Raw genomic sequence first — 25,024 nt, 5'->3', positions numbered from 1 at the left:
TTGTACGCCGACAAGCTTGCCGCTTGAAGCTTACAACTTGGAGCTTAAACCCTATGAGCCATCAATCCGAATTGATCAGCGAGGACATCCTCGCCTATCTGGGCCAGCACGAACGCAAGGAAATGCTGCGCTTTCTTACCTGTGGCAACGTCGATGACGGCAAGAGCACGCTGATCGGGCGTCTGCTGCATGACTCCAAGATGATCTATGAGGATCACCTGGAAGCCATTACCCGTGACTCCAAGAAGTCCGGCACAACCGGCGATGACGTGGATCTGGCGCTGCTGGTGGATGGCCTGCAGGCCGAGCGGGAGCAGGGCATCACTATCGATGTCGCTTATCGCTATTTCTCGACCGCCAAGCGCAAGTTCATCATTGCCGATACGCCGGGCCACGAGCAGTACACCCGCAACATGGCGACCGGTGCATCGACCTGCGATCTGGCGATCATTCTGGTCGACGCCCGTTATGGCGTGCAGACCCAGACCCGTCGTCACAGCTACATCGCCTCGCTGCTGGGCATCAAGCACATTGTCGTGGCCATCAACAAGATGGACCTCAAGGGCTTCGATGAGAGCGTCTTCGAGTCGATCAAGGCCGATTACCTGAAGTTCGCCGAAGGTCTGGCCTTCAAGCCGACCACCATGGCGTTCGTGCCGATGTCGGCGCTCAAGGGCGATAACGTGGTGAACAAGAGCGAGCGTTCGCCCTGGTACACCGGCCAGTCGCTGATGGAAATTCTCGAAACCGTAGAGATTTCCAACGACCGCAATTACTCGGACCTGCGTTTCCCGGTGCAGTACGTCAACCGCCCGAACCTGAACTTCCGTGGTTTCGCCGGTACCCTGGCCAGTGGCATCGTGCACAAGGGCGACGAGATCGTCGTGTTGCCTTCGGGCAAGAGCAGCCGCGTCAAATCCATCGTCACCTTCGAAGGTGAGCTGGAACAGGCCGGTCCGGGCCAGGCTATCACCCTGACCATGGAAGACGAGATCGATATCTCCCGTGGCGACCTGCTGGTGCATGCCGACAACGTCCCGCAAGTCAGCGATGCGTTCGATGCCATGCTGGTGTGGATGGCTGAAGAGCCGATGCTGCCGGGCAAGAAATACGACATCAAGCGCGCTACCAGCTATGTGCCGGGCTCGATTGCCAGCATCACGCACCGCGTCGATGTGAACACGCTGGTCGAAGATCCTGCCAGTTCCTTGCAGTTGAACGAGATTGGTCGGGTCAAGATCAGCCTTGATGCGCCTATCGCGCTGGACGGTTACGAAAGCAACCGCACCACCGGTGCATTCATCGTTATTGATCGCCTGACCAACGGCACTGTTGCGGCGGGCATGATCATCGCCAAGCCGGTCAGTGCTGGTGGCGCGAATCATCATGGCGAACTGGCTCACGTATCGACTCAGGAGCGTGCTCAGCGTTTCGGCCAGCAACCGGCTACCGTGCTGTTCAGCGGTCTGTCGGGCGCAGGCAAAAGCACGCTGGCTTACGCGGTCGAGCGCAAGCTGTTCGACATGGGGCGTGCGGTCTATGTCCTCGATGGCCAGAACCTGCGTCACGACCTGAACAAAGGCCTGCCACAGGACCGTGCCGGTCGTACCGAGAACTGGAGCCGTGCTGCTCACGTCGCCCGTCAGTTCAACGAAGCCGGCCTGCTGACCCTGGCAGCCTTCGTTGCGCCGGATGCCGAAGGCCGCGAGCGCGCCAAGGCGCTGGTGGGCAAGGAGCGTCTGCTGACTGTTTATGTCCAGGCTTCGCCAACCATCTGCCGTGAACGTGATCCGCAAGGCCTGTATGCCGCCGAAGGCGACAACATTCCAGGTGAGTCCTTCCCGTACGACGTACCGCTGGATGCCGATCTGGTGATCGATACCCAGTCGTTGAGCGTGGAAGAGGGCGTCAAGCGGGTACTGGACTTGTTGCGCACCCGCGGCGCGATCTGAGTTCTTCGCGAATGAATTCGCTCCCACTCTGTAGGAGCGAATTCATTCGCGAAAAGGAGCCCCAACAAAAAAGCCCGCCATTCGATCTGAATGGCGGGCTTTTTGTTTTTCGGTCGCTTACGGCTTTTTCAGACCGTAATGCTCATCCAGCATGCCCGGCGTGTTGGGTGCCTTGGGCGCGTAGTCCTTTGGGGCTTCGCTGTCACGTGGCGGTGTAAGGCGGTCGCGAGGCGCTTGATTGGCCTCGGGGTGCAAGGCCGCCAGCAGGCGTTGGCGGGTCAGTTCGTCAAGGGCCAGACGGTTGGCGCCCTCGGCGAGATGCTCCTGGACTTCCTGATAGCTTTGCGAAAGTTTCTGTACCAGGGTAGCCGTGCTGTTGAAGTGAGTGACCACCTCGTTCTGATAGGTATCGAAGCGCTCCTGAATGCTGTCCAGCTGGCGCTGGGTGTTATTCGGAACGGTATTGGGCAGCAGACGTGCGACCAGGAAACCAATGACGACACCGGCAACCAGGGCAAGAGTCGGCAACAACCAAACTAAGAGCGAGTGTTCCACGAGTCCTTCCTCTATAAACGGCTTTGCTTTACGTTAACGGCTCTAACCTGCGCTGTATACCCGCGACGCGTCGCTTATATGTCAGCCACAGACAATCAGCTAGACGAGTCGATCCATTTCGAGGTCACGGAGTTTATTTTGTCCATGCGTGAAACCCCCGTATTCATTGATGGCCCCGAAGGTCAGCTTGAGGCGCTTTATCAGGATCTGCCCGGTGCCGTGGGCCTGGCGCTGATTTGTCATCCTAACCCGATCCAGGGCGGGACGATGCTCAATAAAGTGGTTTCGACGCTGCAGCGTACTGCACGCGATGCCGGTCTGGTTACGTTACGTTTCAATTATCGTGGCGTCGGTGCCAGTGCTGGCACCTCGGTTGCCGGGCCGGAAGAGGTGGAAGATGCGGTTGCCGTCGCGCAGTGGCTGCGCGAACAGCAGCCGGATCTGCCCATCACGCTGCTGGGGTTTTCCTTTGGCGGTTACGTGGCGGCGACACTCGGCGGGCGTCTTGAAGCCCAGGGAGAGCAACTGAAGCATCTGTTTCTGGTGGCTGCTGCCGCATCGCGTCTGAAAGATCAGAGCGTGCTGCCGCAGAACTGCCCGCTGACGGTCATTCAGCCGGAAACCGACGAAGTCGTTGATCCTGAAATGGTCTATGCATGGTCTGCGCTTCTGCAACGCCCCCATGAGCTGCTGAAAGTGGCAGAATGCGGACACTTTTTTCACGGCAAGCTGACCGACCTGAAAGATCTGGTCCTGCCGCGTCTCTCGAATTGATTGCAGCCATAGAATAAGCGACCTGCCATGACTACTCGTATCCTGACCGGTATCACCACCACCGGCACTCCCCATCTGGGCAATTATGCGGGCGCGATTCGCCCGGCCATCGTCGCCAGTCGCCAGAAGGATGCCGATTCTTTCTACTTCCTGGCGGATTACCACGCCTTGATCAAGTGCGACGACCCGCAGCGCATTCAGCGCTCGCGTCTGGAAATCGCAGCGACCTGGCTGGCTGCCGGTCTGGATGTCGATCGTGTGACCTTCTACCGCCAGTCCGATATCCCCGAGATCCCGGAACTGACCTGGTTGCTGACCTGTGTGGCTGGCAAGGGCCTGCTCAACCGTGCTCATGCCTACAAGGCTTCCGTGGACAAGAACGTCGAGGCCGGTGAAGACCCGGATGCCGGCATCTCCATGGGCCTGTTCAGCTATCCGGTGCTGATGGCTGCCGACATTCTGATGTTCAACGCCCATAAAGTGCCGGTCGGTCGTGACCAGATTCAGCACGTCGAAATGGCCCGTGATATCGGCCAGCGCTTCAACCACCTGTTTGGCAAGGGCAAGGAATTCTTCGTCATGCCTGAGGCCCTGATCGAGGAAAGCGTTGCGACGCTGCCGGGGCTGGATGGGCGCAAGATGTCGAAGAGCTACGACAACACCATTCCGTTGTTCAGCAGCGCCAAGGACATGAAGGACGCCATTTCCCGCATCGTCACCGACTCCCGTGCCCCGGGCGAAGCGAAGGATCCGGACAACTCTCACCTGTTCACGCTCTATCAGGCATTCTCCACTGCCGAGCAGTCGGCCGAGTTCCGTGCCGAGCTGCTGCAGGGCCTGGGTTGGGGAGAGGCCAAGAATCGTCTGTTCAAGCTGCTGGATGGCGAGCTGAGCGAAGCCCGCGAGAAGTACCTGAGCCTGATCGAGCGGCCTGCCGACCTGGAAGACATCCTGCTCGCCGGTGCCCAGAAGGCCCGTCGTGCCGCGACGCCGTTCCTCGAAGAGCTGCGTGAAGCGGTGGGCCTGCGCTCTTTCCGCACGGTTGCGCAGAATGTCGAAACCGGCAAGAAAAAAGCCGCCAAGGGCGCACGGGTTGTGAGTTTCCGTGAGGACGACGGCAGCTTCCGTTTCCGCCTGCTGGCGGCTGATGGCGAGCAGTTGCTGCTGTCGGACAAGTTCGCTGATGGCAAGACGGCAGGCGCTGCCAGTAAAAGTCTGCTTGGGCCAGCCGAGCCAATCATCATTGCCGGTGATCTTCACTTTGAGGTGGCTTTTGGCAATGCCAAGGCTGAAAGCCCGCAGTTTGAAAGTGCCGAAGCGGTACAGGCCGGTATAGAGCGCTTGCTGGCTGAACTCAAAGCCTTGCAGGATTGATTGCCATTCCCCCGGGCCGTCGCTACAGTGTCGGCCCGCTTTTTTGTTGCCTTGTTAGCGAATATGACGCCTCTAGAACGATATCAAGCAGATCTGAAACGCCCTGACTTCTTCCACGATGCCGCGCAGGAAAACGCTGTGCGTCACTTGCAGCGTCTGTACGAGGATCTGGTTTCTGCTAACAACAGCAAGCCGGGCATGTTCGGCAAGCTGTTCGGCAAGAAAGAGCCGACCCTGGTCAAGGGTTTGTACTTCTGGGGCGGCGTGGGCCGGGGCAAGACCTATCTGGTCGATACGTTCTTCGACGCTCTGCCGTTCGAGCAGAAGGTGCGGACTCACTTCCACCGCTTCATGAAGCGCGTGCACGAAGAGATGAGAACCCTCAAGGGCGAGAAAAACCCGCTTACTCTTATAGCCAAGCGTTTTTCCGACGAGGCGCGGGTGATTTGCTTCGACGAATTCTTCGTCTCCGACATTACCGATGCCATGATCCTTGGCACCTTGATGGAAGAGCTGTTCAAGAATGGCGTGACCCTGGTCGCGACGTCCAACATCGTGCCTGATGGCCTGTACAAGGACGGCCTGCAGCGCGCCCGCTTCCTGCCAGCCATTGCCCTGATCAAGCAGAACACCGACATCGTCAACGTCGACAGCGGCGTCGATTATCGCCTGCGCCATCTGGAGCAGGCCGAACTGTTCCACTTCCCGCTCAATGACGTTGCCGAGGAAAGCCTGCGCAAAAGCTTCAAGGCGCTGACGCCCGACTGCGCGCAGACCATCGAAAACGATGTGCTGATCATCGAGAATCGCGAGATTCGCGCCTTGCGCACCTGTGATGACGTAGCGTGGTTCGACTTCCGCGAACTGTGCGACGGGCCTCGCAGCCAGAACGACTACATCGAACTGGGCAAGATCTTCCACGCCGTTCTGCTGAGCGGTGTCGAGCAGATGAGCGTCACCACCGACGACATCGCCCGTCGTTTCATCAACATGGTCGACGAATTCTACGACCGCAACGTCAAGCTGATCATCTCGGCCGAGGTTGAGTTGAAGGACCTGTACACAGGTGGTCGTCTGACGTTCGAATTCGCACGTACCCTGAGCCGCTTGCTGGAAATGCAATCCCACGAGTTTCTGGCTCGGGCGCATAAGCCTTAGGGGAGAGCTGCAAGCTTCAAGCGGTAAGCTGCAAGTAAAGGCGGATTGCGTTCTGCTTTTACTTGCCGCTTAAAGCTTGCCGCTTGTAGCTTCAGGCGCTACGCCGCCTGCTGAAACTGCTGCCTATACTGATTCGGCGACAGTTCGGTGTGTTGGCGGAACAGGCGGGCGAAGAAGCTCGCATCGTCGTAGCCAATTTCGTAGCTGATGGTCTTGATGCTCTTGCGGGTGCCCGAGAGCAGGCCTTTGGCTGTCTCGATGCGCAGGCGTTGCAGATAATGCAGCGGCTTGTCGCCGGTAGCGGCCTGGAAGCGGCGCATGAAGTTGCGGATGCTCATGCCGTGGTTGCGGGCGACGTCTTCGAAGCGGAATTTGTCCGCAAAGTGCTCTTCAAGCCAGTGCTGGATCTGCAGGATGATCACGTCCTGATGCAGCTTCTGGCCGCCAAAACCTATCCTTCCCGGTGAATAACTGCGCCGCACCTCATAGAGGATGTCGCGGGCTACTGCCTGGGCGACGTTGGAGCCGCAGAAGCGTTCGATCAGGTAAATGTAGAGATCGCACGCCGAGGTGGTGCCGCCTGCGCAATACAGGTTGTCGGCGTCTGTCAGGTGCTTTTCCTGATTGAGCAGGACCTTGGGAAATCTCTCACTGAACGTATTGAAGAAGCGCCAGTAGGTCGTGGCTTCCTTGCCGTCCAGCAGGCCGGCTTCGGCCAGCCAGAAAACCCCGGTGGCCTCGCCGCACAGCACGGCGCCGCTGGCGTGCTGTTCGCGCAGCCAGGGCAGAATCTGTGGGTATTGCTGCAACTGGCTGTCGAAATCGTCCCAGAATGCCGGGATGACGATGATGTCGCTTTCGCACAGCGGGCCGTCTACAGGCAGGGTGACGTCGCTGAAGCTGCCGACGGGCATGCCGTCCGGGCTCACCAGGCGAATTTCAAAGGCGGGCTTGAGGCCGTGTCCCAGTTGCTTGCTGTACCGCAGGCTGGCCAGATGGAAGAAGTCCTTGGCCTGCATCAGGGTGGAAGCGAACACTTTGTCAGTGGCAAGAATGCTTACGCGCCGCAGCGGGGCGGTGTGTTGAATCGGCATGATCTTTTGTTCTTATATGGAATAGTGGTCAAACAACGGCTGAATCGTCTTATTTTTTCGCGGGTGTGTCTAGCCTCCATAACCGTGACTTCCAGGCCCGCCAGCCTCATGGCCTGCCTGTCAGAGCAATAATCAGGTCGTGAGTTGAAAATCAGGTTGAGGTTATTTTTTCAGCCTGTATAATCCGCCAGCTCTTTGCAGTGGAAGTGATGCGCCGTCTGCCGAAGAATCTTGCCGTATAACGGACGCGCTGACCCGAGCCCCCGATAGCGTCTGTTTCCGGCTGCCTTTGACTTGTCAAAGTACGCACTATTCAGTAAGATCCGCCGTCTCATTTTCAGGCGGCCCCTGAGGCTATAAAGAATGAAAACTTTTACTGCTAAACCGGAAACAGTTAAGCGCGACTGGTTCGTCGTCGACGCTGCTGGTCAGACCCTGGGTCGTCTGGCCACCGAAATCGCGAGCCGTCTGCGTGGCAAGCACAAACCGGAATACACTCCGCACGTCGATACCGGTGATTACATCGTCGTTATCAACGCTGAGCAAATCCGCGTTACCGGTGCTAAAGCTTCCGACAAGATTTACTACTCTCACTCCGGTTTTCCGGGCGGGATCAAATCGATCAACTTCGAAAAGCTGATCGATAAAGCTCCTGAGCGCGTGATCGAGACCGCGGTCAAAGGCATGCTGCCTAAGAACCCGCTGGGTCGCGACATGTATCGTAAGCTGAAAGTCTATGCGGGCGCTGTACACCCTCATACTGCTCAGCAGCCCCAAGAACTGAAGTTTTAACGGAATAGTTCATTATGTCGGCGACTCAAAATTACGGCACTGGCCGTCGCAAGACCGCAACCGCACGCGTTTTCCTGCGTCCGGGCACTGGTAACATCTCGATCAACAACCGTTCTCTGGACGTGTTCTTCGGCCGCGAAACTGCCCGCATGGTAGTTCGTCAGCCACTGGAACTGACCGAAACTGTTGAGAAGTTCGACATCTACGTCACCGTTATCGGTGGCGGTGTAAGTGGTCAAGCTGGCGCAATCCGCCACGGTATCACTCGCGCTCTGATGCAATACGACGAAACTCTGCGTAGCGCCCTGCGTAAAGCCGGTTACGTTACTCGTGACGCTCGTGAAGTTGAACGTAAGAAAGTCGGTCTGCGTAAAGCGCGTAAGCGTCCGCAGTACTCGAAGCGTTAATTCGCACTTCGTTCAAAAAGAACGCCCAGCCTCTTCGGAGCTGGGCGTTTTTTTATGCCTGTCAAATATGTGTGACAACGTGCCACATGGCTGTAAGCCTTGATTTACAAGCTTTCCTACTTTTTGTACGGTCTTATTACCTTGTTAAATGAAGGGTTTTTATTTACCATCCGGCCAAATCTATAAGCAGCTAGATTGAGTTTAAGTAGACGCCTGATCAAACAGGCCACATAGCTGATGGGAGAGGACGGAATGAGCAATGACGGCGTGAATGCAGGCCGGCGTCGCTTCCTCGTGGCAGCCACATCCGTGGTTGGTGCAGCAGGAGCGGTGGGGGCTGCGGTCCCGTTCGTGGGGTCATGGTTCCCCAGTGCCAAGGCGAAAGCCGCAGGGGCACCGGTCAAGGTGAATATCAGCAAGATTGAAGCAGGGCAGCAGATGATTGCTGAGTGGCGCGGTCAACCGGTATTCATTGTTCGTCGCACCAAAGAGATTCTGGATAACCTCGGCAAGATCACCGGCCAGTTATCCGATCCCGAGTCCAAGGCTTCTGTTCAGCCGTCGTATGTTGACCCTGTGGTTCGTTCCATCAAGCCGGAAATCCTGCTTCTGGTCGGCCTTTGTACGCACCTGGGGTGTTCGCCGACCTTCCGTCCTGAAGTTGCGCCTGTCGATCTTGGCAAGGACTGGGTGGGAGGCTATTTCTGTCCTTGTCACGGCTCTCATTACGACCTGGCCGGTCGGGTCTACAAGTCTCAACCCGCGCCACTGAATCTGCCAGTGCCTCCGCATTCCTATGAGTCGGACAGTGTCATTGTCATTGGCGTCGATAAGGAGGGTGCGTGATGAGCAAGTTCATGGATTGGGTCGATGCTCGCTTCCCGGCGACAAAGATGTGGGAAGACCATCTCAGCAAGTATTACGCTCCAAAGAATTTCAACTTCTTCTACTTCTTCGGCTCCCTGGCGCTGCTGGTTCTGGTCAATCAGATCCTCACGGGAGTCTGGCTGACCATGAGCTATACGCCTTCGGCTGAAGAGGCGTTCGCTTCCGTCGAATACATCATGCGTGACGTCGAGTACGGCGCGATTCTGCGTCTGCTGCACTCCACGGGCGCCTCCGCCTTCTTCATTGTGGTCTACCTGCATATGTTCCGTGGCTTGCTCTACGGCTCGTATCAAAAGCCCCGTGAACTGGTCTGGGTGTTCGGCATGCTGATTTACCTGGCACTGATGGCCGAAGCTTTCATGGGCTACCTGCTGCCCTGGGGGCAAATGTCGTACTGGGGTGCCCAGGTGATCATTTCGCTGTTCGGCGCCATTCCGGTCATCGGTGACGACCTGACCCAATGGATTCGGGGCGATTACCTGATTTCCGGCATCACCCTGAACCGTTTCTTTGCTTTACACGTGGTCGCTCTGCCGATCGTGGTGTTGGGCCTCGTGGTGTTACACATTCTGGCGCTGCATGAAGTCGGTTCCAACAACCCCGATGGCGTGGACATCAAAAAGCTCAAGGATGAGAACGGCAACCCTCTGGATGGTATTCCTTTCCATCCTTATTACACCGTGAAAGACATTGTCGGCGTAGTGGTCTTCCTCTTCGTCTTTTGCTCCATCGTGTTCTTCTTCCCTGAAATGGGCGGCTACTTCCTCGAAAAGCCCAACTTCGAAGCGGCCAATGCTTTCAAGACGCCGGAGCACATCGCGCCTGTCTGGTACTTCACGCCGTTCTACGCGATCTTGCGGGCGATTCCGGACAAGCTCATGGGGGTTATCGCCATGGGGGCGGCCATTGCGGTGCTGTTCGTGCTGCCGTGGCTGGATCGCAGTCCGGTCAAGTCGATGCGATACAAGGGGTGGATGAGCAAGATCTGGCTGCTGTTGTTCTGTGTCTCTTTCGTGATCCTCGGCGTGCTGGGCGTTCTGGCGCCGACCCCCGAGCGCACGTTGATTTCGCAGATCTGCACCTTTCTTTACTTCGCCTACTTCATTCTGATGCCGTTCTATACCCGGCTAGAGAAGACCAAACCGGTTCCAGAAAGGGTGACTGGCTGATGAAAAAGCTATTGGCTGTATTGATTCTCGCGATTCTGCCTGTCTTTTCATTCGCCGCTGAACATGGCGGTCCGGAACTGGAAAAGGTCGATATCGATGTCTCCGACAAGGCGGCGATGCAGGACGGCGCACGGACGTTCGTCAACTACTGCATGGGCTGTCACAGCGCCAAATACCAGCGCTACGAGCGTGTCGCCGATGACCTGGGGATTCCCCATGAGCTGATGCTGGAAAAGCTGGTGTTCACTGGCGCCAAGATCGGCGACCACATGAACACCGGCATGCAGTCGAACGATGCCAAGACCTGGTTCGGCGCTGCGCCGCCTGACCTGACGCTGGTGGCGCGTGTGCGTGGCACGGACTGGCTTTATGGCTATCTGCGCTCGTTCTACGAGGACCCGGCTCGACCATTGGGTGTGAATAACCGAGTGTTCCCCAACGTCGGCATGCCTAACGTGCTGGCCAGCCTTCAGGGGCGGCAGGTGGTGGGTTGCAAGCAGATCCAGGTGGTCGAAGAGGGCAAGAAGCAATATGACCCCCTTACCGGTGCGCCGCTGACTCACGAGGCTTGCGATCAGCTGACCATCGTGCCGAAAACCGGCAGCCTGACGGCAGAGCAGTTCGATGAGAAGATCAAGAATCTGGTGACCTTTCTGGCCTATTCAGCCAATCCGGTTAAACTGCAGCATCAGCGTATAGGCACTTATGTGCTGCTTTATCTGGCCTTCTTCTTTGTCTTCGCGTATCTGCTCAAGCGCGAATACTGGAAAGATGTTCATTGATCGAGCAGTTGTAGCTTCGCACTGACACAAGCGCTCCAGTGGAGTCTCCATTCGGATAGTGATTGCGAGGCGGGTATAGTAGCGGCGCAAGATTGCAGAATTTACTTCGCGTAAATGAGCTATCTTGTCGCCCGCGACGACGACCTGTCTTTGCGCGGTCATAATCGGGGAGCCCCACTGGGGCGCGTTCGTTTGTCTGCCTTATAAATTTAACAAGCGAGGAGGATCGCCATGGGCGTGACCAATCGGTTGGCCTGTTACTCCGACCCCGCCGACCACTATTCCCATCGCGTGCGTATCGTGCTCGCTGAGAAGGGTGTCAGCGCCGAGATCATCGATGTGGTTGCGGGTCGTCATCCGCCCCAGCTCATCGAAGTGAATCCGTATGGCAGCGTGCCAACCCTGGTTGATCGTGACCTGGCGTTGTACGAGTCTACGGTGGTGATGGAATATCTTGATGAGCGTTACCCGCACCCGCCCTTGCTGCCGGTTTACCCTGTGGCGCGTGCAAATAGTCGCCTGCTGATTCATCGGATTCAGCGCGACTGGTGTGGACTGGTGGATCTTATTCTGGATTCACGCAGCAAAGAGTCTGCCCGCGTACAAGCGCGCAAGGAATTGCGCGAAAGTCTGACCGGTGTTTCGCCGTTGTTTGCGGAAAAACCTTTTTTCCTCAGTGACGAGCAAAGCCTTGTCGATTGCTGTCTACTGCCCATACTCTGGCGTTTGCCAGTCTTGGGTATCGAATTGCCACGGCCTGCCAAGCCGTTGCTTGATTACATGGAGCGCCAATTTGCGCGCGAGGCATTTCAGGCGAGCCTGTCTGTAGCCGAACGTGAGATGCGCTAAGGCTTAAGGAGCCGTTGATGAACTCCAGTCGCCCTTATCTGATTCGTGCTCTCTATGAGTGGATCGTCGATAACGATTGCACACCGCATATCCTGGTCAATGCGGAGTACCCGTCGGTGCAGATCCCTCAGGGTTTTGCCAATGATGGACAGATTGTCCTGAACGTTTCACCCAGTGCTGTGCGTCATTTGCACATGGACAACGAAGCAGTCAGTTTTGAAGGCCGCTTCGGCGGTGTGCCGCATACCTTGTATGTTCCCATTGGCGCCATTCTGGGTATTTATGCCCGGGAAAACGGCCAGGGCATGGTCTTCGATCTGGAGCCTCCGATGGAGGAAGAAGACGAGATCGAGCTGGAAGATGATGCGCCACCACCACCGGACAGCGAGCCTCCGCGTCCTAGCGGCAGGCCGAGTCTGAAAGTTGTGAAATAAAAAAAGGCGATCCATCCGGATCGCCTTTTTTAATGCCGCCAGGTTATCAGTCGATGTACTCGAACAGCCTGACGATCTTCTGCACGCCGGATACGCCCTGCACCAGATTGGTGGCGCGATTGGCTTCATCCTGAGTGAGCAGGCCGAGCATGAAAACGATCCCGTTTTCGGTCACGACCTTGATGCGCGAGCCGGGGATCGAGTTGTCTGCCAGCATCTGGGTCTTGATCTTGGTCGTCAGCCAGGCATCGTTGTTGCGTGCCAGCAAGGAGGAGGGTTCCATGACCTGAAGTTCGTTGTTGACCTTCTTGACCCGCTGTACGGAGCTGGCAGCCTGTTCGGCCAGGGCCTTGAGGTCTGCGCGAGGCGTCTGGCCAGCCAGCAGGACAATGCCGTTGAAGCTGGTGACGACAATGTGCGAGCCTTCGGCCAGATCAGGGCTGGCCTTGGAGATGTTCACTGCGGCCTTGGTTTCGATGAGGGAGTCATCGATCTTGCTGCCGAAAGTCCTGGTTCCCCGGTCGTCCTCGATCGGTTTGTCACGTGCTGCTGTCAGGACCGAGCTGCATCCGCTGATGCCGAGGCACAGGGTCAGGACCAGTAGGCTGAGGCGATTAGGGGTCATTCTTCACTCCCGAACAGTTGGCTGTCGATCAGATCGCAAAGGCAGTGGATCGCCAGCAGATGGACTTCTTGTATGCGTGCCGTGACATTGGCGGGGACGCGGATTTCCACGTCCTCCGGCAATAATAGCGATGCCATGCCGCCACCGTCGCGTCCCGTCAATGCTACGACAATCATTTCGCGATCATGTGCGGCCTGGATGGCTTGAATAATGTTTGCCGAGTTGCCGCTGGTGGAAATGGCCAGCAGCACATCGCCCGGTTGACCCAGGGCGCGAATCTGTTTGGAAAAGATTTCGTTGTAGCTGTAATCGTTGGCGATCGAGGTGATCGTCGAGCTGTCGGTGGTCAGCGCTATCGCAGGCAGGCTCGGCCTTTCGCGCTCGAAACGGTTGAGCAGTTCGGAGGAAAAGTGCTGGGCATCGCCAGCAGAACCGCCGTTACCGCAGGCAAGCATTTTGCCTTCGTTGAGCAGGGCGTTGACCATTACCTGGCTGGCTTGCTCGATAAAGGGTGCAAGGACGTCCATCGCCTGTTGCTTGGTGTCGATGCTGGCCTGGAACAGCCGGCGAATTCGGGATTGCATGTCCATCAATGTGACCTTAATGAGAGCGTACGGCGGCTGGTCGGGTGCGCTGCGGGTATCCCCGGCGGCTCACCACACACTGAATGTGCAGCCCGCAAATCAAATAGCAAAATGGGTGGTAAAGGGTGTTGCTGCGCGTCAGGTTTCCGATTGTCCGCTTGCTGCATCAACTGTCGAATGCGCTCTTGAGCCACGTCAGGGGAGCGGTCTTGCCTGGTTCTCCATCGATAGCGATCACGTCGAAACGGCAGGGATAATCGGCCCACTGTGACTCTTGTTGCAGGAACAGTTGTGCAGCGGTAATCAGTTTTTCCTGTTTGCGAAAATCGACGCTTTCCATGGCTCCACCCCAGCCTGAGTGGCGTCGGTAGCGAACTTCGACGAATACTACTGTATCGCCGTCGAGCATGACTAGATCAAGCTCGCCGCGTTTGCATGACCAGTTTTGGGTAATCGGGCGCAGGCCTTGTTGCTGTAGATACAGCAGGGCGCAGGCTTCTGCCTCGCGCCCTGCCTGTTGCCGGGTGTTGCCTGGCCTCAAGGAGCGGTGTCCGGCAGGCGCTGGACCTTGCCGTCGACGAACTCTGCCCACGGCAGTTGACGTTCTACGCGACGGCTCGGGCTCAGGCTCAGGCTGCCCGACAGGCCGTCGATGCGGCTTTCAGGCAGTGTCTTGAGCTGGCCAAGACGCGGAGCCAGGCGATAGGCGTCGATGCCCATGGCGTAGAGGCGGCCCAGGCTGCCCGATGCTTGTGGCCATTGAGCGGTCACTTGCTGGCGCAGAGGGTCGTTGGCATTGAGCAGCCATGGGGTTTCGCAGAAGCGTACGCCGTTCAGGTCCAGGTACTGAGCCTGATCGTTGCTGTTGGTGAACAGGTGAGAGGTGGCATAGACCGGAACGTCGCCAGCGTACTGGAACACCATGGTCGGCTTGATCTGCTGAGCCTGCTGCGGGGTTGCAGCCAGGAACATGAAATCGATGTCCTGACGGCGTGTAGGCTGGGCGGCAACCTGAGTGCCTACTGTGCTTTGCAGGCGCTGGGCGCGGCCTTCGCTGTTGCGCAACTGGAACAGGTCTGCGACTTGCTGGGCAAGAGCGACAGGCTGGTCGACGTGTTCGGCTGCGATCAGAGTGCCGCCCTTGGCTTGCCAGCTTTTGCGGAAGGCATCCAGTACGCGATCACCCCATTCGCCTTTAGGCACCATGGCCACGGCGCTGCGTTTGCCGTCTGCCCAGGCGCGGCGTGCCACTTCCCGAGCTTCGTCTTCGGCGGCAAGGCCGAACTGGAACAGTTGTGCCGGGCCTTCGGTATTGGAGTCGCTGTAGTTCAGGGCCAGTGTAGTGATTGGCAGTTGCTGGCGGCTGTTCAGCTGTTTGACCAGATTCTTTTCCAGCGGACCGACTACCAGTTGAGCCCCGGCAGCCTTGGCCTGACGATAGAAGTCATCCATCGACGTGACGCGCGAGCTGTCGAAGACCTGGATGGCTGGTGGGTTCTGGCCAGCCTGCTGGGCCTGATAGTGCGCAGCCATGAAGCCTTCACGCAGCGCCTTGGCAACAGAGGCCAGTTGACCGTCCTGTGGCAGCAGCAGGGCGATCTTGGTCAGCGGTTCGCTGGTCAGGGCGCGGAGCTGGGCGAGGGTGGTCGGCAGTTTCTGGGCGGCCGGATGTTGCGGGTTCTGTGCTTTCCAGCTGTCGATGGCGGCCTGTTGCTGCTCAAGCGTGCCGGCGCCCTTGACCGAGCGGGCCAGGCTCAGCCAGCCGCCCATGTCGTCGTTGCTCGTGCTTTGCAGCTGATCGGCAGGCAGTGAGGCAACCAGTGCCCAGATGGCATCGTTGTTGGCGCTGGCGTCGTTGCCTTGCAGCAGCGGGCCTGCAAACACACGCTCGCGAGCGGCGGCCAGGGTCTGGCCATCGGCTTCGAGTGCGCGGGCCCGGACGGCGTGAGTGCGGATTTGCTGTTCAACCGACAGTTCGCCCAGACGTTGCAGGCTCGGGTGCTCCAGTGCGGTCAGTGCAGCCTTTGGCTGGTTGCGACCCATGGCCAGTTCTGCAGCCAGGGTGCTGGCGAATACCTGCAGGCCGGGTTTCAGTTGATCCAGAGGGACCTGGGCCAGAATCTGGGCGGCGCGGCCAGGGTTGTTCTGGCGATTCGCCAGATCTGCGGCACTCAGGCGCAACGGGGCGGCCTGATCCGGCGTCTTGGCAGCCGCAGCCTGTTCAAGCAATTGCTCGATGCTGGCGTCGGGGGTGCGAGGCAACTCACCAAGACTGGATGAGGGCGAGCTGGCGCAGGCTGCAAGAAGGGCAGCGAGGCAGAGGGCAGAGAACAGCCGCAGGCAGGCGATCATTGATGTGTTCCTGATACTCAAGCAAGTTAGCGGGGAATTGTACCCAAGCACTGGCCGGGGTGCGACTTCGAAGGTGTCGAAAGCAGTGATATTGGTCGTGTCGTAGTGCTCTATCGGCCAATACACCTGATTCGAGAGTGTTTCAGCATCTTGCGACGGGGCAGAATCATGGTTTTCCTTCCTTTTTTATGCCCATCCCTGAATGTGTTGCACCATGGATCAGGGTCGTAGCCTGTACAATGCGGTTTTTTCAACCATCAAAAATGAGGTCTGCGCTTTGACTGCTCCGGTTGTTTCAAATTCCACCCTGGGTTCGCTTTATGTAGTGGCGACCCCTATCGGCAATCTGGACGACATGAGCGTGCGGGCCTTGAAAGTGCTGCGTGAAGTGGCATTGATAGCCGCAGAGGATACTCGCCACTCCTCACGGCTGATGCAGCATTTTGGAATATCCACGCCTCTGGCTGCCTGCCATGAACATAACGAACGTGACGAGGGTAGCCGTTTCATCACCCGTCTGCTGGCCGGTGACGATGTTGCGCTGATCTCCGATGCGGGGACGCCGCTGATTTCCGATCCTGGCTATCACCTTGTCCGCCAGGCGCGTGCGGCAGGTGTTCAGGTCGTTCCGGTGCCGGGTGCCTGCGCCCTGATTGCGGCCTTGTCGGCAGCCGGCCTGCCTTCGGACCGCTTTATCTTTGAAGGTTTTCTGCCAGCCAAGGCCGTGGGTCGCAAGAGCCGGCTTGAGGTGCTTCGCGAAGAGCCTCGCACCTTGATCTTCTATGAGGCCCCGCACCGGATTCTCGAATGTCTTCAGGACATGGAGCAGGTATTCGGCCCTGACCGTCCAGCATTGCTGGCGCGGGAGCTGACCAAGACGTTTGAAACCCTCAAGGGGCTGCCGCTGGCGCAGTTGCGTGCCTTTGTCGAGGGTGACAGCAATCAGCAGCGGGGTGAGTGCGTGGTGCTGGTAGCGGGCTGGACGCCGCCGGAGGATGAAGATGTGGTCGGTGCCGAGGCGCGCCGGGTTCTGGATCTGTTGCTCGAAGAGATGCCGCTCAAGCGCGCCGCCGCACTGGCAGCGGAAATCACTGGGGTACGCAAGAATCTGCTTTACCAGGTCGCACTGGACAAACAGAAGGATCAATAAGTTCCGTCTCGTGCGACAAATGCGCGTCATTCCGGCTTTTAATGCTTGTTCTTGACGCCTCGTCCCGATACCCTTGGCGGCGGAGAGTCGATTGGACAGTCGCTGCCTCTTGCTGCTTTGCAGTCAAGGGGGGGAGGAAAGTCCGGGCTCCATAGGGCGGAGTGCCAGGTAATGCCTGGGAGGCGCGAGCCTACGGAAAGTGCCACAGAAAATAACCGCCTAAGCACTTCGGTGCCGGTAAGGGTGAAAAGGTGCGGTAAGAGCGCACCGCACGACTGGCAACAGTTCGTGGCAAGGTAAACCCCACTCGGAGCAAGACCAAATAGGGTTCCTAGGCGTGGCCCGCGCTGGAACCGGGTAGGTTGCTAAAGACGTCCAGTGATGGCCGTCGTAGAGGAATGACTGTCCTCGACAGAACCCGGCTTACAGATCGACTCTCCACCTTCTTCTCTCGACTGCTGTTAAAGCAGCGGTTTTTCTTCTCCGTAATGCCAAAAAATTCTTACACTTAATAAATTACTTTAACTTTGAGCCGCAACCATTTGGGCGGCTTCGTATTTGCCTGTCAAAACCCGCGAAAATTTACCTCTCCCCCTCCAATACCGCTCCTAAATCTCCGAAATGTAAGGGGTTTCCTTAAGACCGTGCCTTGACGGTGTGGTGGGCGCATTCCTATAGTGTGCGCAAGTGGCAGAAAGTGGCACGAAGTGGGTTTTTTTAGCGCGAAAAGTTAAAAATCGGAGAGTGCGCCTGTGTTTCGTGGTGCCAACGCAATCAATCTCGATGCCAAGGGTCGTCTCGCCATGCCGAGCCGGTACCGTGACGAGTTGGATTCGCGTAGCTCCGGGCAACTTATCGTGACCATTGATGCCGTTGACCCCTGCTTGTGTCTTTATCCGCTGTCCGAGTGGGAACTGATTGAGGCGAAACTTCGTGAGCTGGCTACCTTTCGCGAAGAAAACCGCCGGTTGCAGAGGCTTTTGATTGGTAATGCCGTGGACCTGGAGCTGGACGGCAGTGGGCGTTTCCTGGTGCCACCGCGTCTTCGTGAATACGCAAAGTTGGATAAGCGTGTGATGTTGGTTGGACAGCTTAATAAGTTTCAACTGTGGGACGAGGATGCCTGGAATGCTCTTGCTGATGCAGACCTGGCAGCCATTCAAAAACCTGGCGCGATGCCTGATGAATTACGTGACCTGATCCTGTGACTATGAACAGCAGTTTTACCCACATCACCGTACTGCTCGAAGAAGCCGTCGAGGCTCTCGCTGTGCGCGCCGATGGCTGCTATCTGGACGGCACATTCGGTCGTGGCGGACATAGTCGCCTGATACTTCAGCACCTTGGGCCCGATGGCCGTCTGCTGGGGTTCGACAAGGATCCTCAAGCGATTGCCACAGGGCAAGCGCTGGCGGCCGAAGACGGCCGCTTTGTCATTGTGCAGAGAAGCTTTGCCGAACTGGGCTCCGAGGCTCAGGAACGCGGGTTGGCAGGCAAGGTCAGCGGCATTCTGCTGGACCTTGGCGTCTCCTCGCCGCAACTGGATGACCCTGAGCGCGGCTTCAGTTTCATGAACGACGGCCCGCTGGACATGCGCATGGACCCGACTCGTGGCGTCAGTGCTGCCGAGTTCATCGCCACGGCACCTGCAGAAGAAATCGCCCGGGTTTTCAAGGAATACGGTGAAGAGCGTTTCGCCAAGCGCATGGCCAATGCCGTGGTTCAGCGTCGCGAAATCCAGCCTTTCGAGCGCACTGCCGATCTGGCAGAAGTCCTCAAGGTCGCCAATCCGGCCTGGGAAAAGGGCAAGAATCCGGCCACGCGTGCCTTTCAGGGCCTGCGTATTCACGTAAACAACGAGCTGGGCGATCTGGAAGCCGGTCTTGAAGCGGCGCTGGACGCCCTTGAAGTCGGCGGTCGTCTGGTGGTCATCAGCTTCCATTCTCTTGAAGACCGCATCGTCAAGCTGTTCATGCGCAAGCTCGTCAAGGGCGAAGCTGACAACATGCCTCGCAACCTGCCGATCCAGTTCAAGGCCTTCGAGCCGAAGATCAAGCTCATCGGCAAGGCGCAGTTCGCTTCGGACGAAGAAACCAGAGCCAATCCACGCTCGCGCAGCGCTGTCATGCGTGTGGCGGAGAAGCTCAGGTGAGCCGTCTGTTCCTCAAGCCATTGCCCGGCGGCAGCTTCATCATGCTGCTGCTGTTTCTTGCCGTCCTCGTTTCGGCAATCGGCGTGTCCTACAGCGCCCACTGGAACCGGCAGTTGCTTAACTCCCTGTACTCGGAAATGAGCGTGCGCGACAAGGCGCAGGCCGAGTGGGGACGCCTGATTCTCGAACAGAGCACCTGGACGGCCCATAGCCGTATCGAGAACCTGGCCACCGATCAGTTGAAGATGCGCATCCCCAACGCTGCCGAAGTACGGATGGTGGCGCCATGATGAAACTTGAGGGTGCCCTGTATCCGTGGCGGTTCCGTGTGGTGGTGGGTCTGCTCGTCATCCTGGTGCTCGCCATCTGCTGGCGCATTGTCGATCTGCAGGTCATCGATCACACCTTCCTCAAGGAACAGGGTGATGCTCGCAGCGTCCGTCATATTCCAATCCCGGCTCACCGTGGTCTGATCACCGATCGTAACGGCGAGCCTCTGGCTGTCAGTACGCCTGTGACCACGCTCTGGGCCAACCCGCGTGAAATGCAGCAGGACAAATCCAAGTGGCCGGTTCTGGCGACTGCTCTGGGTCAGGACCTCAAGGCCATGACCGAGCGCCTGGATTCTCAGGCCACCAAGGAATTCATCTATCTGGTTCGCGGCCTGACGCCTGAGCAAGGGCAGTCTGTGCTGGACCTCAAGGTTCCCGGTGTCTATGGCATCGAGGAATTCCGGCGTTTCTACCCGGCCGGTGACGTGACTGCACACATGGTCGGCTTCACCGACCTCGACGATCATGGTCGCGAGGGGGTCGAACTGGCCTATGACGACTGGCTCGCCGGGGTGCCTGGCAAGCGACAGGTCATCAAGGATCGCAGGGGACGACTTATCAAGGACGTCCAGGTAACCAAGAACGCCAAGGCCGGCAAGACCTTGGCTTTGTCTATTGATCTGCGTCTGCAATATCTGGCCACCCGCGAACTGCGTAACGCCATAGTAGAGAACGAAGCCAAGGCCGGTAGCCTGGTAATCATGGACGTCAAGACCGGCGAAGTCCTTGCCATGGTCAACCAGCCGACCTACAACCCGAACAACCGCCGCACCATGGTGCCTGCTGCAATGCGCAACCGGGCAATCATCGACGTGTTCGAGCCGGGCTCGACCATGAAGCCGATTTCCATGACTACCGCACTGGACAGCGGGCGCTGGAAGCCGACCGACAAGGTCGAGGTTTATCCGGGCACCTTGCAGATCGGCAAGTACACCATTCGTGACGTGACCAAGACCGAAGGCCCGATCCTCGACCTGACCGGCATCCTCATCAACTCCAGTAACGTGGGCATGAGCAAGATCGCCTTCGACGTGGGCGGTGAAGCCATCTTCCGCACCATGCAGCGCGTCGGTTTCGGCCAGTACACCGGCCTCGGCTTCCCGGGCGAGCGCGTTGGCAACCTGCCGAACTACCGCGAGTGGCGCAAGGCTGAAACCGCGACCCTGTCCTACGGCTACGGTCTGTCGGTCACCGCGTTGCAACTGGTGCATGCCTACGGCGCACTGGCCAACAACGGCCGGATCGTGCCGCTGACCATTCTGAAAAGCGATACGCCGCCGACGGCCGTGCAGGCCATCCCCGAAAACACTGCCAAGACCCTGCAGGGCATGTTGCAGCAAGTGATCGAAGACCCGCGTGGCGTCTATCGCGCCCGTGTGCCGTCCTATCACGTCGGCGGCAAGAGCGGTACGGCGCGCAAGACTTCCATCGGCACCAAGGGTTACGCGGAAAACTCCTACCGTTCCCTGTTCGCCGGTTTTGGCCCGATGAGCAACCCACGCTACGCGATCGTCGTTGTGATCGATGAACCGAGCAAGGGTGGCTATTTCGGTGGTCTGGTTTCTGCCCCGGTATTCAGCAAGGTCATGTCCGGTACGTTGCGTCTGATGAACGTGACCCCCGACAACCTCGCCGCACCCCAAGAGCAGGTCAATGTTGCCCCTGTAGTGAAAGGAGGGCGTGGCTGATGGCTTTCAATCTGAGCAAGATTTTCGCTCAAACCGACCGCGATCCACTGATTCGTGAGTTGACCCTCGACAGCCGTAATGTCCGGCCGGGCGATCTGTTCCTGGCGGTGCCCGGCATCAAGCTCGATGGCCGCGCCCACATTGCCGATGCCTTGCAGCGCGGTGCGGCGGCAGTGGCTTATGAGGTCGAAGGTTCGACCGTATTGCCGATCACCGATGTGCCGTTGATTCCGGTCAAGGGCCTGGCTGCGCAGTTGTCGGCCATTGCCGGTCGCTTCTATGGCGAGCCGAGCCGCGGACTGAATCTGGTGGGCGTGACTGGCACCAATGGCAAGACCAGCGTCACGCAACTGGTTGCCCAGGCCCTTGATCTGCTCGGCCAGCACTGCGGCATCGTTGGCACGCTGGGGACCGGCTTCTATGGCGCGCTGCAAAGCGGTCGCCACACGACCCCTGACCCGATTTCCGTGCAGGCCACCATCGCTGATCTGAAAAAGGCCGGTGCTCGCGCCGTTGCGATGGAAGTGTCGTCCCACGGCCTCGATCAGGGACGTGCCACGGCCCTGGATTTCGACGTTGCCGTGCTGACCAATCTGTCCCGTGATCATCTGGATTATCACGGCACGATGGAGGCCTACGGTGCTGCCAAGGCCAAGCTGTTTGCATGGCCGGATCTGCGTTGCCGGGTGATCAATCTGGATGACGGGTTCGGTCGTGAACTGGCCGAGGTCGAACATGAGTCCCGACTCATCACCTACAGCCTCCAGGACAAGAGCGCCTCTCTTTATTGCCGCGATGCGAAGTTCGATGACGATGGCGTACGCGCCACACTCGTCACTGCGCACGGCGAACACTTTCTGCGCAGCCGTCTGCTGGGCCGTTTCAACCTGAGCAATGTGCTGGCGGCTATCGGCGCCTTGCTGGGGCTGGAATATGCGCTGGACGAAATTCTCAAGGTCCTGCCAAAGCTCGAAGGCCCGGTCGGACGCATGCAGCGTCTTGGCGGTGGCGACAAGCCTTTGGTCGTGGTCGATTACGCTCACACCCCCGATGCGCTTGAGCAGGTTCTCAATGCACTGCGTCCGCATGCCAAGGGTCGTCTGTTGTGCCTGTTCGGTTGCGGTGGCGATCGTGACAGCGGCAAGCGCCCGCTGATGGCCGAAGTGGTCGAGCGTCTTGCCGATGGCGTCTGGGTGACCGATGACAATCCGCGCACAGAAGCGCCAGGCCGCATCTTCGACGATATCCGCCCGGGTTTCGTGAACGCCGCTGCGGTGCATTTCGTTGAAGGCCGTGGCCAGGCGATTGCCGAGCTGATTGCCAGTGCCGATGCGACAGATGTCGTGGTTCTGGCCGGCAAGGGCCATGAGGATTATCAGGAAATCGACGGCCAACGCCACGCGTTCTCTGACCTGGAAGAGGCCGCCAAGGCTCTGGCCGCATGGGAGCTTGCGCATGCTTAAAGCATTGACCTTCAGCGAACTGGTCGCGCCACTCGACGCGCGTCGTGTTGGCGACTGCAGTTTTACCGGTGTCAGCACCGACAGCCGCGCCATTCAGCCGGGCCAGTTGTTCGTGGCTCTGACCGGTCCGCGTTTCGATGGTCACGAGTATCTGGATCAGGTTGCCGCCAAAGGCGCCGTAGGTGCTCTGGTCGAGCGGGAAGTGGAAGGCTCGACCTTGCCGCAACTGGTCGTGCTCGATACCCGCAAGGCACTGGCGCAACTGGGTGCGATCAATCGCAATGCCTTTGTCGACAGGCCTGTTGCTGCCATTACCGGTTCCAGTGGCAAGACCACGGTCAAGGAAATGCTGGCCAGCATCATGCGCACTCGCGGCCCGGTCCTGGCGACCCGTGGCAACCTGAATAACGAACTGGGCGTGCCTCTGACTCTGCTTGAACTGGCCCCGGAATACTCTTCGGCAGTCATCGAGCTGGGTGCCTCGCGTGTCGGCGAAATTGCCTTCACCGTCAGCCTGACAAAACCTCATGTCGCTTTGATTACCAATGCCGGGACTGCCCATGTCGGTGAGTTCGGTGGGCCGGACCGTATCGTGGAAGCCAAAGGCGAAATCCTCGAAGGGCTCGATGCCAGCGGCATTGCGGTCCTGAACCTGGATGACAAGGCTTTCCCTACCTGGCGTTTGCGTGTCGGCGAACGAAAGATCGTCAGCTTTGCCCTGAGCAACAGCCAGGCCGACCTGTACGCCAGCGATCTGGGGCGCGATGCGCGTGGCTGCCCGAACTTTTTGCTGCACAGCCCGCTCGGGACTGCGCAGGTGCAATTGAACCTGTTGGGCAAACATAACGTGGCCAATGCCTTGGCGGCAGCGGCTGGCGCCTTTGCGCTGGGCGTGACCCTGGACGGCATTGTCACTGGCCTGAACAACGTTCAGCCGGTCAAGGGGCGCACCGTTGTGCAAATCGCCAGCAATGGCGTGCGGGTGATCGATGATTCCTACAACGCCAATCCTTCTTCCATAAATGCCGCTGTCGACCTGCTGGGCGATTTCCCTGGCCGAACTGTCCTGGTACTGGGCGATATCGGCGAACTGGGCGATTGGGCAGAGCAAGGTCACCGCGATGTGGGGGCCTATGCCGCCGGCAAGGTCTCGGCACTTTATGCCGTGGGTCCGTTGATGGCTCATGCCGTGAACGCCTTTGGCGAGCATGGGCGACATTTTGCCAGTCAGGCCGACCTGATTGCGGCGCTGGGCGCCGAGCAAGACCCCAATACCACTTTACTGATCAAGGGTTCGCGTAGTGCCGCGATGGAAAACATCGTGGCTGCCTTATGCGGTTCTAGCCTGGAGAAACATTGATGCTGCTGCTGTTGGCCGAGTTTTTACAACAGTTCCATAAAGGCTTTGCGGTCTTCCAATACCTGACTCTGCGCGGGATTCTCGGCGTGCTCACAGCCTTGACCCTTTCGCTTTGGCTGGGGCCGTGGATGATTCGTACCCTGCAAATGCGCCAGATCGGCCAGGCCGTGCGTAACGACGGCCCGCAATCGCATCTTTCCAAGTCCGGCACCCCGACCATGGGCGGTGCCTTGATCCTGTCGTCCATCGCTATCAGTACCTTGCTGTGGGCTGACTTGAGCAACCGTTATGTGTGGGTGGTCCTGCTCGTCACGCTGCTGTTCGGTGGCATCGGCTGGGTCGATGACTATCGCAAGGTGATCGAGAAGAACTCCCGCGGCTTGCCAAGCCGCTGGAAGTATTTCTGGCAGTCGGTGTTCGGCCTGTGCGCTGCGATCTTCCTTTATACGACTGCGCCGTCGGCAACCGAGACAACCCTGATCGTGCCGATGCTCAAGGATGTACGCATCCAGTTGGGCATGGTCGGTTTCATCGTATTGACCTACTTCGTCATCGTCGGCTCCAGCAACGCAGTGAACCTGACTGACGGCCTGGACGGTCTGGCAATCATGCCGACCGTGATGGTCGGTGGTGCGCTGGGTATTTTCTGCTACCTGTCGGGTAACGTGAAGTTCGCCGAATACCTGCTGATTCCCTATGTACCGGGCGCGGGTGAGCTGATTGTGTTCTCCGGCGCGCTGATTGGCGCGGGGCTCGGATTCCTCTGGTTCAACACTTATCCGGCCCAGGTGTTCATGGGCGACGTCGGTGCGCTGGCGCTGGGCGCCGCACTGGGCACCATGGCGGTGATCGTCCGTCAGGAGTTCGTCCTGTTCATCATGGGCGGCGTGTTCGTGATGGAAACCCTTTCAGTGGTCATTCAGGTTGCGTCATTCAAACTGACCGGTCGCCGCGTGTTCCGCATGGCGCCCATCCACCACCACTTTGAACTCAAGGGCTGGCCTGAGCCGCGTGTGATCGTCCGTTTCTGGATCATCACCGTGATTCTGGTGCTGGTTGGCCTTGCAACGCTGAAACTGAGGTAGAACGA

25 protein-coding genes and 1 other RNA gene are annotated in these 25,024 nt (G+C 58.4%); 20 read left to right on the top strand and 6 right to left on the bottom strand.

The window, feature by feature from the left end; all coding sequences use genetic code 11:
* Positions 1-53: 53 nt before the first annotated feature.
* Positions 54-1,952 carry a sulfate adenylyltransferase subunit CysN gene (gene cysN, locus KQP88_RS20135; RefSeq protein WP_200995451.1) on the top strand — a complete coding sequence of 633 codons (1,899 nt, stop codon included), beginning with the start codon at positions 54-56 and terminating at the stop codon, positions 1,950-1,952.
* Between the two features lie 117 nt (positions 1,953-2,069).
* Here the strand turns inward: cysN and KQP88_RS20130 are convergent, their stop codons facing one another.
* The gene (locus KQP88_RS20130) at positions 2,070-2,507 is read right to left on the bottom strand and encodes a YhcB family protein (protein WP_117165805.1); all 438 of its coding nucleotides are present in this window, start codon (positions 2,505-2,507) and stop codon (positions 2,070-2,072) included.
* 144 nt (positions 2,508-2,651) lie between these two features.
* Here KQP88_RS20130 and KQP88_RS20125 point away from each other — a divergent pair, with 144 nt between their 5' ends.
* The 3 genes from KQP88_RS20125 (at position 2,652) to zapE (ending at position 5,813) form a co-directional block, all read left to right on the top strand.
* A complete protein-coding gene (locus KQP88_RS20125) occupies positions 2,652-3,281 on the top strand; it encodes an alpha/beta hydrolase (protein WP_200995447.1) in 630 nt (209 codons plus the stop codon).
* Between the two features lie 27 nt (positions 3,282-3,308).
* Positions 3,309-4,655 (top strand): tryptophan--tRNA ligase, encoded by a 1,347-nt coding sequence (locus tag KQP88_RS20120; RefSeq protein ID WP_216704009.1) that lies wholly within the window; start codon positions 3,309-3,311, stop codon positions 4,653-4,655.
* Between the two features lie 63 nt (positions 4,656-4,718).
* Entirely contained in the window at positions 4,719-5,813 is a 1,095-nt protein-coding gene (gene zapE / locus KQP88_RS20115; protein ID WP_216704008.1) for a cell division protein ZapE, read from the top strand.
* Positions 5,814-5,911: 98 nt separating this feature from the next.
* Here the strand turns inward: zapE and KQP88_RS20110 are convergent, their stop codons facing one another.
* Positions 5,912-6,808 carry a GlxA family transcriptional regulator gene (locus KQP88_RS20110; protein WP_162883735.1) on the bottom strand — a complete coding sequence of 299 codons (897 nt, stop codon included), beginning with the start codon at positions 6,806-6,808 and terminating at the stop codon, positions 5,912-5,914.
* Positions 6,809-7,270: 462 nt separating this feature from the next.
* Between KQP88_RS20110 and rplM the strand changes: the two genes are divergently transcribed.
* From rplM to KQP88_RS20075, 7 genes are all read left to right on the top strand, one after another.
* Positions 7,271-7,699 carry a 50S ribosomal protein L13 gene (gene rplM, locus KQP88_RS20105; RefSeq protein ID WP_025261754.1) on the top strand — a complete coding sequence of 143 codons (429 nt, stop codon included), beginning with the start codon at positions 7,271-7,273 and terminating at the stop codon, positions 7,697-7,699.
* A 14-nt stretch (positions 7,700-7,713) separates the two neighbouring features.
* Entirely contained in the window at positions 7,714-8,106 is a 393-nt protein-coding gene (gene rpsI, locus KQP88_RS20100) for a 30S ribosomal protein S9 (protein WP_025261753.1), read from the top strand.
* A 252-nt stretch (positions 8,107-8,358) separates the two neighbouring features.
* Positions 8,359-8,952 (top strand): ubiquinol-cytochrome c reductase iron-sulfur subunit, encoded by a 594-nt coding sequence (petA, locus tag KQP88_RS20095; RefSeq protein ID WP_025261752.1) that lies wholly within the window; start codon positions 8,359-8,361, stop codon positions 8,950-8,952.
* Entirely contained in the window at positions 8,952-10,163 is a 1,212-nt protein-coding gene (locus KQP88_RS20090) for a cytochrome b (protein WP_200995441.1), read from the top strand. Before petA ends, KQP88_RS20090 begins: the two co-directional genes overlap by 1 nt.
* Positions 10,163-10,945 (top strand): cytochrome c1, encoded by a 783-nt coding sequence (locus tag KQP88_RS20085; protein WP_198724668.1) that lies wholly within the window; start codon positions 10,163-10,165, stop codon positions 10,943-10,945. Before KQP88_RS20090 ends, KQP88_RS20085 begins: the two co-directional genes overlap by 1 nt.
* Positions 10,946-11,176: 231 nt before the next feature.
* A complete protein-coding gene (locus tag KQP88_RS20080; protein ID WP_025261749.1) occupies positions 11,177-11,794 on the top strand; it encodes a glutathione S-transferase N-terminal domain-containing protein in 618 nt (205 codons plus the stop codon).
* 17 nt (positions 11,795-11,811) lie between these two features.
* The gene (locus KQP88_RS20075; RefSeq protein ID WP_198724665.1) at positions 11,812-12,228 is read left to right on the top strand and encodes a ClpXP protease specificity-enhancing factor; all 417 of its coding nucleotides are present in this window, start codon (positions 11,812-11,814) and stop codon (positions 12,226-12,228) included.
* A gap of 46 nt (positions 12,229-12,274) precedes the next feature.
* On the opposite strand, the gene KQP88_RS20070 is transcribed toward KQP88_RS20075, so the two are convergent.
* The 4 genes from KQP88_RS20070 to KQP88_RS20055 form a co-directional block, all read right to left on the bottom strand.
* Positions 12,275-12,853, bottom strand: a complete 579-nt coding sequence (locus tag KQP88_RS20070) for a BON domain-containing protein (protein ID WP_198724664.1) — start codon at positions 12,851-12,853, stop codon at positions 12,275-12,277.
* Positions 12,850-13,443 carry a phosphoheptose isomerase gene (locus KQP88_RS20065; RefSeq protein WP_025261746.1) on the bottom strand — a complete coding sequence of 198 codons (594 nt, stop codon included), beginning with the start codon at positions 13,441-13,443 and terminating at the stop codon, positions 12,850-12,852. Before KQP88_RS20065 ends, KQP88_RS20070 begins: the two co-directional genes overlap by 4 nt.
* Positions 13,444-13,603: 160 nt before the next feature.
* Positions 13,604-13,978, bottom strand: a complete 375-nt coding sequence (locus tag KQP88_RS20060; RefSeq protein ID WP_216704007.1) for a YraN family protein — start codon at positions 13,976-13,978, stop codon at positions 13,604-13,606.
* Positions 13,975-15,789 carry a penicillin-binding protein activator gene (locus KQP88_RS20055; protein ID WP_198724660.1) on the bottom strand — a complete coding sequence of 605 codons (1,815 nt, stop codon included), beginning with the start codon at positions 15,787-15,789 and terminating at the stop codon, positions 13,975-13,977. Before KQP88_RS20055 ends, KQP88_RS20060 begins: the two co-directional genes overlap by 4 nt.
* Before the next feature lie 277 nt (positions 15,790-16,066).
* On the opposite strand from KQP88_RS20055, the gene rsmI reads away from it, so the two are divergent.
* The 9 genes from rsmI (at position 16,067) to mraY (ending at position 25,019) form a co-directional block, all read left to right on the top strand.
* Positions 16,067-16,939 (top strand): 16S rRNA (cytidine(1402)-2'-O)-methyltransferase, encoded by an 873-nt coding sequence (rsmI, locus tag KQP88_RS20050; RefSeq protein WP_025261743.1) that lies wholly within the window; start codon positions 16,067-16,069, stop codon positions 16,937-16,939.
* Between the two features lie 83 nt (positions 16,940-17,022).
* Positions 17,023-17,381: RNase P RNA component class A (rnpB, locus tag KQP88_RS20045), an RNA gene on the top strand.
* Between the two features lie 310 nt (positions 17,382-17,691).
* A complete protein-coding gene (mraZ, locus tag KQP88_RS20040; RefSeq protein ID WP_200995439.1) occupies positions 17,692-18,147 on the top strand; it encodes a division/cell wall cluster transcriptional repressor MraZ in 456 nt (151 codons plus the stop codon).
* A gap of 2 nt (positions 18,148-18,149) precedes the next feature.
* The gene (gene rsmH, locus KQP88_RS20035) at positions 18,150-19,091 is read left to right on the top strand and encodes a 16S rRNA (cytosine(1402)-N(4))-methyltransferase RsmH (RefSeq protein WP_216704006.1); all 942 of its coding nucleotides are present in this window, start codon (positions 18,150-18,152) and stop codon (positions 19,089-19,091) included.
* Positions 19,088-19,381, top strand: coding sequence for a cell division protein FtsL (ftsL, locus tag KQP88_RS20030; protein ID WP_025261740.1), 294 nt, complete (start codon positions 19,088-19,090; stop codon positions 19,379-19,381). The genes rsmH and ftsL overlap by 4 nt, the downstream gene beginning before the upstream one ends.
* Positions 19,381-21,111 carry a peptidoglycan D,D-transpeptidase FtsI family protein gene (locus KQP88_RS20025; protein WP_177434645.1) on the top strand — a complete coding sequence of 577 codons (1,731 nt, stop codon included), beginning with the start codon at positions 19,381-19,383 and terminating at the stop codon, positions 21,109-21,111. Before ftsL ends, KQP88_RS20025 begins: the two co-directional genes overlap by 1 nt.
* Positions 21,111-22,574: a UDP-N-acetylmuramoyl-L-alanyl-D-glutamate--2,6-diaminopimelate ligase gene (locus KQP88_RS20020; RefSeq protein ID WP_095067723.1), complete on the top strand. Its 1,464-nt coding sequence runs from the start codon at positions 21,111-21,113 to the stop codon at positions 22,572-22,574. Before KQP88_RS20025 ends, KQP88_RS20020 begins: the two co-directional genes overlap by 1 nt.
* Positions 22,567-23,934 (top strand): UDP-N-acetylmuramoyl-tripeptide--D-alanyl-D-alanine ligase, encoded by a 1,368-nt coding sequence (locus KQP88_RS20015; protein WP_200995433.1) that lies wholly within the window; start codon positions 22,567-22,569, stop codon positions 23,932-23,934. The genes KQP88_RS20020 and KQP88_RS20015 overlap by 8 nt, the downstream gene beginning before the upstream one ends.
* A complete protein-coding gene (gene mraY / locus KQP88_RS20010) occupies positions 23,934-25,019 on the top strand; it encodes a phospho-N-acetylmuramoyl-pentapeptide-transferase (RefSeq protein WP_025261736.1) in 1,086 nt (361 codons plus the stop codon). Before KQP88_RS20015 ends, mraY begins: the two co-directional genes overlap by 1 nt.
* The last annotated feature ends 5 nt before the right edge of the window (positions 25,020-25,024 follow it).

Source organism: Pseudomonas lijiangensis (assembly GCF_018968705.1).
Classification (GTDB): domain Bacteria; phylum Pseudomonadota; class Gammaproteobacteria; order Pseudomonadales; family Pseudomonadaceae; genus Aquipseudomonas; species Aquipseudomonas lijiangensis.
Note: the sequence above shows the minus strand (reverse complement) of the source record. Positions and strands in the feature narration are given on the sequence as shown.